At 66.0% G+C, this 17,246-nt stretch carries 15 protein-coding genes; 4 read left to right on the top strand and 11 right to left on the bottom strand.

Annotated features, from left to right (window positions below):
- Positions 1-206: 206 nt before the first annotated feature.
- Genes AC2FME_RS06735 through AC2FME_RS06720 form a run of 4 tightly spaced genes read right to left on the bottom strand, consistent with a single transcriptional unit; the run spans position 207 to position 4,100 of the window.
- Positions 207-1,136: a metal ABC transporter permease gene (locus AC2FME_RS06735; protein WP_496799989.1), complete on the bottom strand. Its 930-nt coding sequence runs from the start codon at positions 1,134-1,136 to the stop codon at positions 207-209.
- Positions 1,133-2,338: a metal ABC transporter permease gene (locus tag AC2FME_RS06730; RefSeq protein ID WP_496799988.1), complete on the bottom strand. Its 1,206-nt coding sequence runs from the start codon at positions 2,336-2,338 to the stop codon at positions 1,133-1,135. The genes AC2FME_RS06735 and AC2FME_RS06730 overlap by 4 nt, the downstream gene beginning before the upstream one ends.
- A gap of 3 nt (positions 2,339-2,341) precedes the next feature.
- Complete coding sequence (locus tag AC2FME_RS06725) at positions 2,342-3,145, bottom strand: metal ABC transporter ATP-binding protein (protein ID WP_496680610.1); 804 nt, start codon at positions 3,143-3,145, stop codon at positions 2,342-2,344.
- A 1-nt stretch (position 3,146) separates the two neighbouring features.
- Positions 3,147-4,100: a metal ABC transporter solute-binding protein, Zn/Mn family gene (locus AC2FME_RS06720; protein ID WP_496689415.1), complete on the bottom strand. Its 954-nt coding sequence runs from the start codon at positions 4,098-4,100 to the stop codon at positions 3,147-3,149.
- Positions 4,101-4,297: 197 nt separating this feature from the next.
- On the opposite strand from AC2FME_RS06720, the gene deoC reads away from it, so the two are divergent.
- Genes deoC through AC2FME_RS06705 form a run of 3 tightly spaced genes read left to right on the top strand, consistent with a single transcriptional unit; the run spans position 4,298 to position 8,484 of the window.
- Entirely contained in the window at positions 4,298-5,296 is a 999-nt protein-coding gene (gene deoC / locus AC2FME_RS06715; protein WP_496799987.1) for a deoxyribose-phosphate aldolase, read from the top strand.
- 11 nt (positions 5,297-5,307) lie between these two features.
- Positions 5,308-7,641 (top strand): aldehyde dehydrogenase family protein, encoded by a 2,334-nt coding sequence (locus AC2FME_RS06710; protein ID WP_496799986.1) that lies wholly within the window; start codon positions 5,308-5,310, stop codon positions 7,639-7,641.
- 27 nt (positions 7,642-7,668) lie between these two features.
- Entirely contained in the window at positions 7,669-8,484 is an 816-nt protein-coding gene (locus tag AC2FME_RS06705; protein WP_496799985.1) for an SDR family oxidoreductase, read from the top strand.
- Between the two features lie 20 nt (positions 8,485-8,504).
- Here AC2FME_RS06705 and AC2FME_RS06700 read toward each other — a convergent pair whose 3' ends face one another.
- The 7 genes from AC2FME_RS06700 to AC2FME_RS06670 all read right to left on the bottom strand — a co-directional run bounded on the left by AC2FME_RS06700 (position 8,505) and on the right by AC2FME_RS06670 (position 16,975).
- The gene (locus tag AC2FME_RS06700; protein ID WP_496799984.1) at positions 8,505-9,815 is read right to left on the bottom strand and encodes a M16 family metallopeptidase; all 1,311 of its coding nucleotides are present in this window, start codon (positions 9,813-9,815) and stop codon (positions 8,505-8,507) included.
- Positions 9,812-11,152 carry a M16 family metallopeptidase gene (locus AC2FME_RS06695; RefSeq protein WP_496799983.1) on the bottom strand — a complete coding sequence of 447 codons (1,341 nt, stop codon included), beginning with the start codon at positions 11,150-11,152 and terminating at the stop codon, positions 9,812-9,814. Before AC2FME_RS06695 ends, AC2FME_RS06700 begins: the two co-directional genes overlap by 4 nt.
- Positions 11,153-11,234: 82 nt before the next feature.
- On the bottom strand, positions 11,235-11,750 hold the full coding sequence (locus tag AC2FME_RS06690) for a DUF3035 domain-containing protein (protein WP_496680591.1): 516 nt from the start codon (positions 11,748-11,750) through the stop codon (positions 11,235-11,237).
- A gap of 50 nt (positions 11,751-11,800) precedes the next feature.
- Positions 11,801-12,277: a signal peptidase II gene (gene lspA, locus AC2FME_RS06685; RefSeq protein ID WP_490360251.1), complete on the bottom strand. Its 477-nt coding sequence runs from the start codon at positions 12,275-12,277 to the stop codon at positions 11,801-11,803.
- Positions 12,277-13,866: a bifunctional phosphoribosylaminoimidazolecarboxamide formyltransferase/IMP cyclohydrolase gene (purH, locus tag AC2FME_RS06680; protein WP_496799982.1), complete on the bottom strand. Its 1,590-nt coding sequence runs from the start codon at positions 13,864-13,866 to the stop codon at positions 12,277-12,279. The genes lspA and purH overlap by 1 nt, the downstream gene beginning before the upstream one ends.
- A gap of 21 nt (positions 13,867-13,887) precedes the next feature.
- A complete protein-coding gene (locus AC2FME_RS06675; protein ID WP_496799981.1) occupies positions 13,888-15,627 on the bottom strand; it encodes a heparinase II/III family protein in 1,740 nt (579 codons plus the stop codon).
- Positions 15,628-15,715: 88 nt separating this feature from the next.
- A complete protein-coding gene (locus AC2FME_RS06670; protein WP_496799980.1) occupies positions 15,716-16,975 on the bottom strand; it encodes an RsmB/NOP family class I SAM-dependent RNA methyltransferase in 1,260 nt (419 codons plus the stop codon).
- An 88-nt stretch (positions 16,976-17,063) separates the two neighbouring features.
- Here AC2FME_RS06670 and AC2FME_RS06665 point away from each other — a divergent pair, with 88 nt between their 5' ends.
- A complete protein-coding gene (locus AC2FME_RS06665) occupies positions 17,064-17,246 on the top strand; it encodes a DUF1674 domain-containing protein (RefSeq protein WP_040634455.1) in 183 nt (60 codons plus the stop codon).

Here is a 17,246-nt window from a genome sequence, read left to right as displayed (position 1 = left end):
GGGCCATCGAAACCGGCAAGCTCGACAGGTTGCCTGTATCATCGCGACTGCCCGAACGACCCAAGGTGAGTGGTGGTCGTGCATTTTGCAATGGCTGGGGATGTAGCACGATGTGCCGCTCAAAGCGCGTCCTGATTTCCGCCCCGCCCGGTCTCGGCGAAGTTTGGCCGAAGCAGTGCGGGTCCCGGCGGCGAAAACCTGCGGAATCAACCGGTGCCCGGCACCCCCGCCCGCCCGCGGCATGGCCCGAAAGCGGCGGCCAGGGCCAGGATGACGCCCGAGACCGTGGCGATCATGCCGGCGGCACTGACCGCATCGGCCCAGCCCAGCCACAGCGGCCCATAGCCCGCCAGAACATAGCCGATCACGGCCGACAGCACCGCGAACAGGACGCTCCAGCCGATCTGGGCCTCGAGCCGGTTGGTCATCATCCGGGCAGCGGCAGGCGGGCAAATGAACATCGCGATCACGATGATCGAGCCCACCGCGTCGAACGCAGCCACCGCTGAGATCGCCGCGACCAGCACCAACGCAAGGCCGAGCGCGCCGGTGCGGATGCCGATCGTGCGGGCGAACCCTTCGTCGAAGGTCGAAATCTTGAGCGGCCGCCAGAACAGTCGGATGAACAGGCTGACGGCCAGCAGCGTGACCGCGATCCGCGGCAGTTCCGGTGGCAATCCGGCCAGCGCCACCGGATCCAGAACCGAGGCCCAGCCCGTCGCGTCCAGCCAGATCAGGCTTTCGAGGTTGCCATACAGCGCGTGTTCCACGTCCAGATGCACGCTCGAGGTGTCGGTCTGTTCCAGCAGCAACACCCCGGCGGCGAACATGGTGGTGAACACCACGCCCATCGCCGCGCCCGGCTCGATCCGGCCCAGCCGCCGGATGGCCTCGATCAGGATCACCGCCACTGCGGCCGCGCCTGCCGCGCCCAGCATCATCGGCCAGGTCGAGATCACCCCGGTCAGCAGAAACGCCACCACGATGCCCGGCAGCACCACATGGCTGATCGCATCGCCGATCAGGGCCTGCCGGCGCAGCAGCAAGAAATTGCCCGGCAGCGCACAGGCCACCGCCGCGCAGATGCCGATCAGCAGTGGCGTCAAGGACAGTGAAACGAATTCTTCACCGCTCATGTGCGCACCTCATGCGGGGGGCCGATTCGGCGGTCGATCTCGTCGATCTGATCGCGGGTCAGGACGGTTTCGATTTCGCGCAGGCCGTCATATTGCTCCGCTGCGGCTTCGTGCGTCTGATCCGCGCGCACGAGGCCCCAGCGCCTTTCGTCGCGCAACGCCTTGGCCGCCCGCGCCCGACCCGCATCGGTGGCCACGCCGTCGGCCCGCATCAGCCCGGACCGGCGCAACAGACGCCGGGTATAGGGTTCATAGACTTCCTGCCCCTGCGCCAAAGCCAAAAGGCCCTGCCGGATATGAACGCGGCGCTGAAACCGCCGGTGACGCACCACCGCGGCCAAGACGCCGCGCACCGGCGCCAGCAACAGCGATAGCGCAAAAAGCGCAAAGCTGATCAGCACGATGATCGGGCCGGTCGGAAGGTTCGGGGCCGAGGCGGATACGGCCGCGCCCAGATACCCCGCCACCGCCCCGGCGAGCCCCGACAGCAGCACCACCCGATCCGCCCGGTCCGACCAGAACCGCGCCGTAACCGGCGGGATGATGAGAAGGGCCACGACCAGGATCAGGCCGACGATCTTCAAGCCGATCACCGTGACCGCCATCACCAGGCCCATCATCGCCAGGTCAACGCGATGCACCGGCACCCCCGCGGCCGCTGCGTATTCGGCGTCGAAGGCCACCATCAGCATCGGGCGACGCAGGATCATGACCAGCAGCACGGTCGCCGCCCCGCCCACCGCGATGATCAGCGCGTCGGCAAACAGCATCCCCGCGGTCGAGCCCAGCAGGAACCCTTCAAGCCCCGCCTGACGGCCAACGCCCATCGTCTGGATCACCGTCAGCAACACCACGCCGAACCCGAAGAACACCGAAAGAACGGCCCCGATCGCCGCATCCTCGGCCAACCGGGTGCGCCGGGTCAGGCCGTTGATGCACAACAGCCCCACCCAGGCCGACAGCGCCGAGCCCGCCAGCAGGCCGGGCAGGTTGCGCCCCTCGCCGCCCAGCGCCACCATGACCATGAAGGCGATGCAGACGCCCGGCAAGGTCGCATGGCTGATCGCATCGCTGACCAGCGCCCGTTTGCGCAGAAACAGGAAGGTACCGGTCACCCCGGCGGCAAACCCCAGAAGCGTCGCCCCGATGGCGACCAAAGTGGCGTTGTACCCCAGTTGCAGGGTCAGCGCGTCCCACAGCATGGCCTAGCCCAGCGCCCCGGCGATCTGGTCGATCTGCGCCGTGGCCAGACGCCCGCCATAGGTCGCCTGCAGGGTCTCGGCGGTAAAGGCCTCGGCCACGGGGCCTTCGGCGATCTTGCGCGTGTTGATCAAGAACACATGGTCGAAATAATCGGTGACGGTGGCCAGATCATGATGCACGGCGACAACCGTCTTGCCGGCCTGTTTCAACCCCTTCAGAACGCTGATGATGGCCTTTTCGGTGGCGGCATCGACGCCGGCAAAGGGTTCGTCCAGCAGGTACAGGTCGGCCTCCTGCGCCAGCGCGCGCGCCAGAAAGACACGCTGCTGCTGACCGCCCGACAACTGGCCGATTTGCCGGTCGGCGAATTCATGCATCCCGACCCGATGCAGACAGTCCATCGCGCGGGCCATGTGCCGCATGCGCACCCGGCCCAGCAGGCCCAGCTCGCGCGACATGCCCATCAGGACCACGTCGATCACGCGGGTGGGGAAATCCCAATCGACGCTGGCGCGCTGCGGCACATAGGCGATGCGGGCGCGCTGTTTCTCAAGCGGCCTGCCAAAGACGGTGACCTGCCCGGATACCGGCCGGACGATGCCCAGCGCGGCCTTCAGCAGGGTGGACTTGCCCGCGCCATTCGGGCCAATGATCGCGGTCATCGACCCCGGTTGAACGGTGATGTCCACGGAAAACACGGCCGGTTTCTGGTTGTAGGACACGGTCAGCCCGCGAATGGCCAGCGGGCTGGCCTGAACCGACGGATCGGTCGGGCGGGTGCCCTGTTTCGCGGCAAGCTCAACCATGTCAGGACCCCGCCGCCAGCTTGCCGTCCATGCCGCGCGCGGGCACATCGGCGCCCAGCCCGCGGGCGATGACGGTGAAGTTGTGATCGAGCATGCCGACATAGGTGCCCTCGTAGGTGCCCGGCGCGCCCATCGCGTCCGAGAACAGCTCGCCGCCCACGGCAACGGTGTGCCCCTTGGCCGCCGCCCCCTCGATCAGCGCCCGAACCGACCGGTCGGACACCGAGCTTTCGACGAACACCGCCGACACCTGCCGTTCGACCAGCATGTCGACCAGTTCTCCGATCCGGTTGAGCCCGGCCTCGGACTGGGTGGAAATGCCCTGAATGCCGGTCACCTCGAACCCGTATTCCGCGCCGAAATAGCCAAAGGCGTCATGGGCGGTGACCAGCACCCGCTTGTCCGCGGGGATCTGCGCCAGAACCTGTTGGCCATAGGCATGCAGGCGGTTGATCCGGTCCAGAAACGCCTGGGTGTTCGCGGCGAACAGGTCGGCAGCCTCGGGGCGCGCCTCGGTCAGGGCCTGCTGCACCTCGATCACGACGTCGCGCCACAGGACCGGGCTCATCCACAGATGCGGGTCGTACTTGTCGGCATAATCGTCATGAGCGCGCAGTTTCGACTTGTCGACCCCCTCGGCCACGGCCACCACCGGGCGCTTGCGGCCGAGATCGTGAAAGAAATCTTCCATCTGCGCCTCGAGATACAGGCCGTGCCACAGAACCAGGTCGGCGCGGGTCATGGCGACGATGTCGCTGCGGGTCTGACGATAGGCATGGGGGTCCACGCCGGGGCCCATCAACGATTTCACCTCGACCTGGTCGCCCCCGATCTGACGCACCGCGTCGGCGATCATGCCGGTCGTGGCCACCACCTTCAGCGGCGCCCCGGCCAATCCGGCAACCGGAAGCGTGGCAGCAACGGCAAGCGCGGCAAGAAACTGACGGCGAATCATTTTTGACCTCGGGTTGGGTTCATGTTGACCCCAAATATGAGAACCACTCGCAACTAAGTCAATGCAATTGCGAATTACTCGCAAGAAAACGCCCATTTTGTCCATTTGGTCAAAAACCTGATGCCCGCAGCACGCGACACCTTTCCTTCGCCGGCCTGCCGTGCGATTTTGGCGCAAACCTCCCAAAGGACGTGACAATGGATACGCAGAGCTCAGAAAGCCCCGTGCGCACCGCGCATCTGCCGCAAGTGACCGAGCCCCGAAACCCCGGCATGGAACTGGACCTGGACTGGGTCCGCGCCGTGCAGGCCAACACCTCGGCCATCGAGCGCCGCGCCGCGACCCTGCCTGGGCGCCGGTCGGTCAAGAAAGAATACCAAGCCGCCTGGCTGCTGAAGGCGATCACCATGATCGACCTGACCACCCTTTCGGGCGATGACACCGAGGGCCGCGTGCGCCGCCTGTGCGCCAAGGCCAGGCAACCCTTGTCCCCCGCCCTGCTGGAAGCCATGGGGATGCCGCCGATCACCACCGGCGCGGTCTGCGTCTATCACGACATGATCGAAACGGCGGTGAATGCGCTGAAGGGCACCGGGATTCCGGTCGCGGCCGTGTCCACCGGCTTTCCGGCGGGTCTGTCGCCGTTTCACCTGCGCGTGGCCGAGATCGAGGAAAGCGTGAAGGCCGGGGCCGAGGAGATCGACATCGTGATCTCGCGCCGCCATGTGCTGCAGGGCAACTGGCAGGCGCTGTATGACGAGATGAAGGCGTTTCGCGACGCCTGCGGCGAGGCACACGTCAAAGCGATCCTCGCCACGGGTGAGCTGGGCAGCCTGCGCAACGTGGCGCGTGCCTCGCTGGTCTGCATGATGGCGGGGGCCGACTTCATCAAGACCTCGACCGGCAAGGAAAGCGTCAATGCCACCCTGCCCGTGTCGCTGGTGATGATCCGCGCGATCCGTGATTACTATGACCGTTCCGGCTATCGCGTGGGCTACAAGCCCGCGGGCGGGATTTCCAAGGCCAAGGACGCGCTGGTTTACCTGTCGTTGATCAAGGACGAGCTGGGAGGCCGCTGGCTGCAACCCGACCTGTTCCGCTTTGGCGCCTCGTCCCTGCTGGGCGATATCGAGCGGCAGTTGGAACATTTCGTCACCGGGGCATACTCGGCCGGCTACCGGCACCCGATGGGCTGAGGACAGGAACAATGACAGTCAAAGAGATTTTCGAGACCATGGAATACGGACCCGCCCCGGAAAGCGCCGCCGAGGCCCTGGCATGGCTGGTCGATCAGGGCGACAAATTCGGCCATTTCATCGACGGCGCCTTCACCAAGCCCGGCCAAGGGTTTGAAAGCCGCAACCCGGCCACGGGCGAGGTTCTGGCGACCCTAACCCAAGCCACCCGGGCCGATGTGGACGCCGCCGTGGCCGCCGCGCGAAAGGCGCAACCCAAATGGGAAAAGCTGGGCGGCCCGGCCCGCGCCCGCTACCTCTATGCCATCGCGCGGCTGATCCAGAAACACGCCCGCCTGTTCGCAGTGCTCGAGACGCTGGACAACGGCAAGCCGATCCGGGAATCGCGCGACATCGACATTCCGCTGGTACAGCGGCATTTCTACTATCACGCAGGCATGGCCCAGCTGATGGAAGCCGAGCTGCCCGACGCGCAGGCGCTGGGGGTCTGCGGCCAGATCATTCCGTGGAACTTCCCGCTGCTGATGCTGGCGTGGAAGGTGGCCCCGGCGCTGGCTATGGGCAACACGGTGGTTCTGAAGCCGGCCGAATACACCTCGCTGACGGCGCTGCTGTTTGCTGATATCTGCATGCAGGCCGGTCTGCCCAAGGGCGTGGTCAACATCGTCACCGGCGACGGCACGGTGGGCGAGATGATCGTGGCCTCGGACGTGGACAAGATCGCCTTTACCGGCTCGACCGAAGTGGGCCGCCGCATCCGCGAAGCCACCGCCGGGTCGGGCAAGTCCCTGACGCTCGAGCTGGGCGGCAAGTCGCCCTATATCGTCTTTGACGATGCCGACATCGATTCAGCCATCGAAGGTTTGGTCGATGCGATCTGGTTCAACCAGGGCCAGGTCTGTTGCGCGGGCTCGCGCCTGCTGGTGCAGGAGGGCATTGCCGACCGCTTCTACACCAAGCTGCGCGCCCGCATGGACAAGCTGCGCATCGGCAACCCGCTGGACAAATGCATCGACGTGGGCGCGGTGGTGGACCCGGTGCAGCTGCAGACCATCAAGTCGATGGTCGAGGGCAACGCGGTGGGCCAGGTTTACCAACCCGCCTGCGAGTTGCCGTCGAATGGCTGCTACTACCCGCCGACGCTGATCACCGGACTCGAGACCTCGGACCCGCTGATGCAGGAGGAGATATTCGGCCCGGTTCTGGTCTCGTCGACCTTCCGCACCCCGGCCGAGGCGGTCGAACTGGCCAACAACACCCGTTACGGGCTGGCCGCAACGGTCTGGACCGAGAACGTCAACCTTGCGCTGGACATCGCGCCCAAGCTGGTCGCGGGCGTGGTCTGGGTCAATGCCACCAACCTGTTCGACGCGGCCGCGGGCTTTGGCGGCGTGCGTGAAAGTGGCTTTGGCCGTGAAGGTGGTTGGGAAGGGCTGGCCGCCTATACCAAGCCCAAGGGCAAAACCAAGCCGCTGGCCAAGATCGAACCTATCGTGGGCGAAGGTGGCCCGGTCGATCCGATCGACCGCACCGCCAAACTGTATGTCGGCGGCAAGCAGGCGCGGCCCGATGGCGGCTATTCCCGCGCGGTCTGGGGCAAGGCGGGGCTGTTGGGCCATGTAGGTCTGGCCAACCGCAAAGACGTGCGCAACGCGGTCGAGGCCGCGGCGGGGGCGGCGGGCTGGTCGAAAACCACCGGCCATCTACGGGCGCAGATCCTGTATTACATCGGCGAGAACCTCTCGGCCCGCGCCGAGGAGTTCGCGCATCGCATCGACGCGATGACCGGCCGCAAGGACGGTGCGAAAGAGGTCGACGCCGCGATCCAGCGCCTGTTCACCGCCGCCGCCTGGGCCGACAAGTATGACGGCCAGGTGCATGGCGTTCCGATCCGCGGCGTGGCGATTGCGATGAAGGAACCGGTTGGCGTGATCGGCACGCTTTGCGCTGACGAGGCGCCGCTGCTGGGTCTGGTCTCGGCCATGGCCCCGGCGATCGCGATGGGCAACCGGGTGGTTCTGGTGGCGTCCGAGCCCTATCCGCTGGCGGCCACCGATTTCTATCAGGTGCTGGACACCTCGGACGTGCCCGCCGGTGTGGTGAACATCCTGACCGGTAGCCACGAGGAACTGGCCAAACCGCTGGCCTCGCATCTGAACGTGGATGCGGTCTGGTCCTTCTCGTCGTCGAACCTGTCGGCACAGATCGAGAAAGCCTCGGCCGGGAACCTCAAGCGGACCTGGGTGAATAACGCGACGGCATTTGACTGGAGCGTGGACCACACCCGCCGCTTCCTGCAGGCTGCGACCGAGATCAAGAACATCTGGGTGCCCTACGGCGAGTAGGGCTCCCGCATCAGGGGGAGGCTCTGCATGGACTTCGCAGGAAAGACGGTCATCGTCATCGGTGGCACCAGCGGTATCAACCGGGGCATCGCCGAGGCCTTCGCGGCCTCGGGCGCTAAACTGGCCGTGGCCAGCCGCTCGCAGGAGAAGGTGGACGACACCATCGCCGCGCTGAAGACGGCGGGCGCGGCCGAGGCGATCGGCGCGGCCTTTGACGTGCGTGATGCTGAGGCGGTCGCCGAGGGGCTGAAACAGTTCCACGCGGCGCTCGGTGATTTCGACGTTCTGGTTTCCGGGGCGGCGGGCAACTTCCCGGCGCTTATGGCGGAAATGTCGGTCAACGCCTTCCGCACCGTGGTCGAGATCGACCTGATGGGCACCGTGCATGTTCTGAAAGGCGCCTATCCCTATCTGAAACGGCCCGGCGGCAACATCATCAACATCTCGGCCCCGCAATCCTACCTGCCCTACGAGGGCCAGGCCCATGTCTGCGCGGCCAAGGCGGGGGTCGATCAGATCACCCGCACCCTGTCGATGGAATGGGGCGTGGAAGGCATCCGGGTGAACTCGGTGGTGCCGGGTTTCATCGAGGGCACCGAGGGCGCCAAGCGTCTGGCCCCCACACCCGACGCGGGCAAGCAGTTGCTTCAGGACGTGCCTCTGGGCCGCTGGGGCACGCCGCAGGACGTGGCCAATGCCTGCCTGTTTCTGGCCTCGGACATGGGCAGCTATATCAGCGGGACGGTTCTGGCCGTGGACGGGGCGCTGTATCAGCGCGGCTCGGGCCGGTTCGGCCAGATGATGGGGCAGATGCTGCGCGACATGGCCGGCAACAAGGGCTGAGCACCGCTCAGCCCCGCACCTCAGTTCGTTGTCTCGAGCCCCTCGGGTTTGCCCACCACCACGAAATGCAGCCCGTCGGGGTCCAGCAGCTCGGCCGCGACGCGGTTCACCTCGTCCAGCGTCACCGCGTTCACCTTGTCGTTGCGGGTGGCGATGTAGTCGATCGGCAGGCCTTCCATCTGCATCCCCACCATGATCCCCGCGATCCGGGCATTGCCGTCGAAGCGCAGGGGATAGGCACCGGTCAGATAGGTCTTGGCGTCATCCAGCTCTTTCTGCGTCACGCCTTCGGTCGCGGCGCGGCGCCATTCGTCACGGATCACCGTGATCGCCTGCGCGATCCGATCATTGGCCGAGGACACCGAACCCAGATAGACCGAGGCCAGATCCTTGGGCACCAGATAGGTCCCAACGCCATAGGTCAGGCCGCGCTTCTCGCGCACTTCCTGCATCAGACGGCTTTCGAAACCGCCGCCGCCGAGGATGTGGTTCAGGATGTAGGCCGCGAAGAAATCCGAGTCGTCGCGGTCGATGCCCTTCTGGCCGAACAGCGCCACCGATTGCGGCGTGTCGAATTCGACCACCGTGACGCCGCCGGGGATGTTCACCTGCGCCTTTCCGGGGATCGGCTTGCCCGTCTCGGGCAGATCGGCGAGCAGATGGTCCAGCAGCGCGCCCAGTTCGTCGGGGGTGATGTCGCCCACGGCGCCCACATACAGCCGGTCCTTGGCAAAGACGCCCTTGTGGGCCGCCACGATGTCATCGCGGGTCAGGGCCGAAACGCTTTCGATCGTGCCCTTCCCGTCCGAGCCGTAAGGGTGATCGCCATAGGCCATCCGGGCAAAGGTCTGCCCCGCGATGGTGTTCGGGTCAGTCTGGTCGGACCGCAACCCCGACAGCACCTGCGCCCGCACCCGGTCGATCGCATCCTGATCGAACCGCGGCTGCTGGATCGTGGTGCGCAGCAAGTCCACCGCCTGATCGCGATTTTCGGTCAGGAACTGGGCCGAGATCGCCACGCTGTCATCCGACGCGTCATAGCCGAAGGACGCCGCCAGCGACTCCAGCGCCCGCGCGTAGCTGCGCGCATCCATGTCTCCCGCACCTTCCTCCAGCAGGCCACTCATCAGGTAGACCGCGCCGCGCTTGTCGGGTTCGTCCAGCGAGGTACCCCCACGGAACCGCAACTCCAGCGCAGTGAACGGGATCGAGTGATCCTCGACCAGCCAGGCCCGGATGCCGCCAGGCGAGGTGACCTCTTGAATCTTGATTTCGGCCCAGGCGGGCAGCGCGAACAGCAGGGCAATCAGGGGGGCAAGGAAACGGATCATTGGGTCACCTCGTTATCACGCATCAGCCATCCGGTGACCGAAGCCTCGGGGCGCAGAACCTCGCGCGCGGCGGCGATGATGTCGTCGCCGGTGACGGCTTGCAGGATGTCGGGCCAGGCCTGCACGTCCTCGACCGTCAGACCGCTGGTCAGCGCCCGGCCATAGCGGTTGCCGATTCCGTCGACATTGTCGCGGGCATAGATCTGCGCGGCACGCAGTTGCAGCTTGATCCGGTCCAGATCCTCTTGCTTGACGCCCTCGGCGATGAAATCGGCCACCGCCTGATCCATCGCCTCCTCGGCCTGTTGCAGCGACACGCCCTGCGCAGGCACGACGATCAGGTCAAAGGTCGTGTCATCCAGCGACACCCCGCGATAGAACGCCCCGGCATAGACCGCCAATTGCTGCTCGAGCTGCAGCTTTTCGTTCAGGTAGGATGTGGTGCTACCGCCCAGCAGCTCGGCCAGCAAGTACAGCGCCGCGGCCTTCTCCTGCGCGCCAGCGTCGCGTTCGGGCGCCAGATAGCTGCGTTGGACATAAGGCTGCGACACCCGCGCATCCTTGAAGGTGAGGCGCCGGGCGGCGGTCTGAGGCGGCTCCTGCGAGCGGACCCGCTCGGGCAGGTCGGGGTTGGCCGGGATCACGCCGTAATAAGTCTCGGCAAGGGTCCTGACCTCGGCCGGGTCCACATCGCCGGTCACCACCAGGATCGCGTTGTTGGGCGCGTAATACGTCTGGTAGAAGGACAGCGCGTCCTCCATGTCCAGTTCTTCCATCTCGTGCTTCCAGCCGATCACCGGAACGCCGTAGCGGTGGTTGAGGTACTGCGCCGCGCTCATCTGTTCACCGAACAGGGCGCGGGGGTTGTTCTCGGTGCGCTGGTTGCGCTCTTCCAGGATCACGTCGCGTTCGGTTGCGATGTCCTCCTGCGAGAGCCTCAGGTTGCGCATCCGGTCGGCCTCCATCTTCATCATCAGGCCCAGCCGATCGGCGGCCACGCGCTGGAAATAGGCCGTATAGTCATACGAGGTGAATGCATTGTCATTGCCGCCATTGGCCGCGACGGTGGCCGACAGCTCGCCGGGGGCCATGCTGTCGGTGCCCTTGAACAGAAGATGTTCCAGGAAATGCGCCACGCCAGATGATCCCACCGGCTCGTCCGCCGATCCGGCCCGGTACCAGACCATGTGCTGCACGACCGGGGCGCGGTGATCCTCGATCACCACCACGTCCATGCCGTTGTCCAGGGTAAAGGTGGTCACGGCCTCGTGCCCGGTTCCGGCCAGAACCGGGGCTGCGGCTGTCAGTGCGGCGCAAAACGCCAGAACCCGAACCATGGGGCATCCTCCGTCTGTGTCGTTGGTTTTCAAACTACGGTGGCGCCGGGCGGGATCAAGAGCGATGACGGAAAGTTAAGGATTATTCATCCGGCGGGAAGGACGGGGTTTCATATCCCTGTCGACGGAAAGCTTCGGCCTGCTGCCCGGCGTCGATCGACTCGCGCTTGTAGACCTGCGAGTAGCGGTCAACCTTGAACAGGCGCAGACGGGTCCAGCGGGCCTGGCGCGTGCGGAAGGCCTCGTCCTCGGCGGCCAGCGCCTGCCGGGTGTCGGGCGCCACGCCATAGCGGCTGGAGGCCGTGACCAGCGCCGCATCCGACGACGGGATGCCGCCCGCGGGCTTCAGCGCCGCCGCATTGCCGCCCAGCGCGGCCACCGCGTCACCTTTGGGGTTGGGATCGGTCAGGTTCTCGCCGCCCGGTGTGGGGGCGGGCAGAAAGGCATAATCCTTGGGCTGGGTCAGCGGCTTGACCGGCATCACCGAAAACTCGTCAGGCCCCGAGCCGGGCGCTTCGAGATGGCGCAGGCCGATATCGGAACATCCCGCGGCAAGGGCGGCGAGTGTCAGGGCAATGGTTGCGCGCGGCATCCGCATCTTGGTCTCCAGCCTGTTTTAGGCGCTTTTATCGCATAACATCCGGCGCGTCACGAGGGCTTTTTGCCATCCAGCAGTATCAGCCCCAGCGCGCCGGCAAAGATGAACACGTCGGCCAGGTTGAACACATAGGGGTTGTTGATGCCGCAGCAGGACATGTTCAGGAAATCCAGAACATACCCGTACAGCACCCGGTCGACCACGTTGCCCAGCGCTCCGCCGATCAGCAAACCGCCGCAGATCACCATGCGGACGGGCTGCGCGCTGCGCCACAGCCAGATCGCCACGCCCGCGCAGACGGCCAGCGACACGGCCACCAACGCCCAGCGCGCGGCTTCGGAATTGCCCTGAAACAAGCCGAAATTGATTCCACGATTCTCGCCGTACCGAAAGGTCAGCAGCGGCGGCAGCACGTCGATACCGCCGGGCCGGTCGGCCACGCGCAACACGTGGACGACCAGATATTTGCTGAGCTGGTCGATCGCAAATGCGGCCAGCCCCGCCCAGAGCAGAACCCGGACCCGCATCAGTGACGGAAGTGCCGCATGCCGGTAAACACCATGGCTAGACCCGCCTCGTCGGCGGCGGCGATCACCTCGTCATCGCGCATCGACCCGCCCGGCTGGATCACGCAGGTTGCGCCTGCGGCAGCAGCCTCCATCAGCCCGTCGGGGAAGGGGAAGAACGCGTCCGAGGCTACGGCCGAGCCGATGGTCAGCGGTTCGGGCAGGCCCAGGGTTTCGGCCATGCGCTCGGCCTTCTTGGCAGCGATCAGCGCCGAATCCACCCGGCTCATCTGACCGGCGCCGACGCCCACCGTGGCCTCGTTCTTGACGTAGACGATGGCGTTCGACTTGACGTGCTTAGCCACTTTCCAGGCAAACAGCAGATCGCGCATCTGCTCGGGCGTGGGGGCCAGCTTGGTTACGACCTTCAGGTCATCCATCTCGACATGGCCGTTGTCCTTGTCCTGCACCAGCAGCCCGCTGGCCACCTGGCGGAAGGCCAGCCCGCCCGCGCGTGGGTCGGGCAGCGCCTCGGTGGTCAGCAGGCGCAGGTTCTTCTTGGCGGCAAAGATCGCTTTGGCCTCGTCTGTGGCGCCGGGGGCGATCACGACCTCGGTGAAGATACCGGTGATTTCGCGCGCGGTTTCCGCGTCCAGCGGCCGGTTCAGCGCCACGATCCCGCCAAAGGCCGAGGTTCGGTCGCAGTCGAACGCCGCCTTGTATGCCTCGAGCAACGTGGCACCCGTTGCAACGCCGCAGGGGTTCGCGTGCTTGATGATAGCGCAGGCGGCGCTGTCACGCGGGTCGAACTCGGCCACCAGTTCAAAGGCGGCGTCGGTGTCGTTGATGTTGTTGTAGCTCAGCTCTTTGCCCTGATGCTGCACGGCGGTGGCGACGCCGGGACGCCCCGAGCCATCGACATAGAACGCCGCCTGCTGGTGGCTGTTCTCGCCATAGCGCAGGGGTTGTTTCAACTCGCCGGCGAACACGCGGCGCTTGGGGGTGTCGATCTGCAGCGCGTCGGCCAGCCAGCTGGACACGGCCGCGTCATAGGCCCCGGTGCGGGCATAGGCCTTCTGCGCCAGCCACTGGCGGAAGCCCAGCGACGTCTTGCCGTAGTTTTCCTCGAGCTGATCCAGCAGGGCCGAGTAGTCTTCGACATCGACCACCACGTTGACGAAGGTGTGGTTCTTGGCCGCGGCGCGGATCATCGCGGGGCCGCCGATGTCGATGTTTTCGATGCATTCGTCATAGCCCGCGCCCTTGGCCGCCGTTTCCTCGAACGGGTAGAGGTTGACCACCAGCAGGTCGATCGGGCCGATGCCATGCTCCTGCATCGCCGCCACATGGGCGTCATTGTCGCGCAGCGCCAGCAGGCCACCATGCACCATCGGGTGCAGCGTCTTGACCCGGCCATCCATCATCTCGGGGAACCCCGTGACCTCGCTGACATCCTTGACCGCAAGCCCCGCATCACGCAGCGCCTTGGCGGTGCCGCCCGTCGACAGCAGCTCGACCCCGCGGTCGGCCAGGGCCTTGCCCAGATCGATCAATCCGGTCTTGTCGGAAACGGAAAGCAACGCGCGGCGCACGGGGTGAAGGTCGGTCATGGGTCCAAAGATCCTTTTGGCTCAGTCGAAATCGGGCTCGTCCCGGTGCACGTCGCGCACGGCATAGGCTGTATCCTGCGCCTTGCTCAGCGTCCACCGGATGCGCGTCGCATACTCGATTGCGCGGCCGGAGAGAACGATCTGTTTTGTCGCGCGGGGCTTCAGGCGGCCTTTTTCCAGGTAAACGCTTGGCTCAAGCGACAATTTTCCGGCGCCGTCATGGCGAAAAACCCAGATCTCGCCGCTTTTGAGCGCCATCGACACCGCAGTTCCCCCCAGATCCAGCGCGGCATCCACATCCGGATGAAGGTGAAACCGGATGTCAAAACCGATCCCTGACAGCTTGGATGCGTCAACCGCCCGGTCAAACTGGCGTTTTGCCTTGTCGGTGGCCGTCAGAAGGATGTCTTCACCGGTTACCTCGCGCCCGTCAAAGCGCAGCTCGATCGTACGGGCATGGGTAAGCCCGAACACCTTGGCGTACCCATCATGTCCCGCCATCACGCGCGCGCCTTCGAACGAATCCTCGAACTCCACCGGCACCTCGCTCGGGGCGTCCACCATTGCTTCGTTCGCGGTTCCCTTGGCCGGAGCGGCCAACCGGGCGCTGGAGTATCCATCCAGGCAAAGGGTCGAATGCGAAGGCGTGGCGCGCCCTGCCCGACGCCACTCCAACCCGAAGCTTTCGCCCGAACCGCAATTGACGATCAATGGCCGCCGCCCCGAGGTCAGTTCGAAAGCCAGTGTCGAGGCGTGCGCCATGTACGAGGCCGCCCCTTTGGCCGGGGGTGCTGCGTCGATGATCACCGTGGTGCGGGCGGCGGCCAGACGGGCATAGCCCATGGTCAGACCTTTGACGGGTTTGGGTTTGACCCCGCTTTGGGCAAGGGCCTGTTCCAACCGGCCTTCTACGCCGCGGCCACCGCCGTGAAACCGGGCCAGCCCGCCGTCGGCATGACGCAGGCTGCGCAGGGTCGGAGCAATCCGTTTGATTGCTGCCGTCTGAGCGGCGGGCGTGCCGCGCCCGACTTCGCTGAGCGCAGCGGATGTCCAGGCCAGCAGGGTGAAAACCTCAAGCAATTCCTCCGGGTTCCGTGTGGGAATGCCGCCTTGGGCGTCGATCTGGGCCTCGCATTCCCGCGCCAGGGCCCGAACGGCCGGGTCCGAGATGTCTTCCATCCCCTCCAGCGCCAATCCTGCCTGAACCAAGCCTGCCAAAGCCTCGAAGCGCGGCAATCCCGGTGTCGCCGCGTGCCAGCGTTTGGACAGGAACCATGTCTGCTGTGACAGAGATCGGAAAAACAGGCGGCTGTGGGCCTCGTCCGTACCGCACAGCAGAAACAGCGCGTGATTGATCCAGCGGATCAGGCGGCGTCCGGTCAGGTCCGGGGCCCAACCCGGACCCTGCCCCTTGCCGTGGGTCTCGATCCAACCCCAGACCCAGCGTTGCGCCTTTTCCCGCGCCGCGGCATCACCCACTGCTGCCAGATCGTCCAGCCAGGCAAATCCATGCCGTTCATCCTCGAACGCAGCGTTGGGGGCTTGAACCTCCCACAGGCCGGTATCGCGGGCCTCGACCAGAAAACCGGCAAACAAGAGATTTCCGGCCACCAGCTGCCGCCCGCGCGCAAATGAACCGACGGTGCGCGGCTCGGGCTGACCGGCAAAGCCGCTGACGGGCTTGCGGCGCTGGCTGAGACGCGCATACAGACGGTTCTGAAACCGCACCCATCGGTTGGCCATGGTGTCCGAATTCGACATGACGTGTGTTGCTCTGCCCCTGCCGCTCTGCTGGCGTTTGAACCAACGATAGCCGGGCCGGTTCGTCAAGTCATCGAAAAGCGACCGGTCAGGCCGATTTGTTCAGGCAGGCGATGTAGAACCCATCCATGCCGCCCAGATCGGGCCAATAATCGGGACGCAGGCGCAACCCGCCTTCATCGGTCAGCCAGTCGGGCTGAACGCCGGGCACCTGCAGCGCGGCGCGGTCCACCTGCATGTCGGGATATTGCGGCAGAGCCTCTTCGATCTGCACTTCGCCTTCGTCGGGCAGCAGCGAGCAGGTGCAATAAACCAGCCGCCCGCCGGGTTTCAGCAGGGTCCAGGCATGGGCCAGCATCCGGGCCTGCAATGCGATCAGGCCGCCGAATTCGGAGCCGTCCTTGGCAAAGGGCAGATCCGGGTGACGCCGGATGGTGCCGGTCGCCGAACAGGGCGCGTCCAGCAGGATCACATCGTACTGGCCCTGATGGTCCAGCGCGTCGCCGGCGACCACCCGGGCCGACAGCCCGGTCCGTTCGAGATTTTCCCGCACCCGCGACAGCCGGGCCTCGGAAATGTCCAGCGCGGTGATCTCTGCCCCCGCCGCCGCCAGTTGCAGCGTCTTGCCGCCGGGCGCGGCACACATGTCCAGAACCCGCTCGCCGGGCCGGGGGGCCAGAATCCGCGCCGGCAGGGCAGCGGCGGCATCCTGCACCCACCAGTCTCCGCTCGCATAACCCGGCAGGGCCGAGACCTGACCCGCGTCAGCAACCCGAACCGAGCCGGTCGGAAGTTCGATGCCCATGGGGATCGTTGCGCCGGGCTTTGGCGTCAGGTCCAGCGGCGCGCCGGCGAAATGGGCCTGCTCCATACCCTTGACCGCATCCGCACCCCACGCCGCGATCAGCGGTTCGCGCAGCCAGTCCGGCAGGCGGGGCACCCGCATCTTCGGCCAGGCCTCGGGGCCTTCGGCGGCGATCTTACGCAGAACCGCGTTGACCAGCCCCTTGAGCCGCCCGTGTTTGCGCGAGCGGCCGATGATCTCGACCATCGCGTTCACAACGCCATGCGCGGCCTCGCCGTGGCACAGTTCGACCGTTCCCAGACGCAGCGCGTTTTGGACGGTCAAAGCCGGTGTGCGCCGCAGATGCCCCTCCAGCAGGCGGTCGGCGCGTTCAAGCCCGCGCAAGGTCTCCAGCGTCAGCCGCTGCGCACGCGCGCGGTCTTCGGGGGCAAGGCGATCCAGCGCCCCGGCCGCCAGGCATTCGGACAGCAAGCGCCCCTCGCCCAGGATCTGATCCAGCAGATAGATGACGCTGCGCCGCGCCGCTGTCGGGGTGTTGGACATGAAACCGCCTTTGCAAGGTTTTCGCCCGCATTGCCATCAGCGGACGAGGGCGTATATCAAGGCCATGCACGGAAAGGAACCCGATGTCATGAGCGACGACCGCACAGACCTGCCGCCCGCCGCCCGGCGCGCCCTGGCCGAGGCCGAAGAGCGCCGGCGCAAGGCCGAAGCCGAGGCCAAACCCCTGCCCAAGGAACTTGGCGGGCGCGACGGCCCCGATCCCGCGCGCTATGGCGATTGGGAGAAGAAGGGCATCGCGATCGATTTCTGA

Source organism: Ruegeria sp. BHSC026 (genome assembly GCF_059613065.1).
This window is presented reverse-complemented; position numbering and strand designations above follow the sequence as displayed.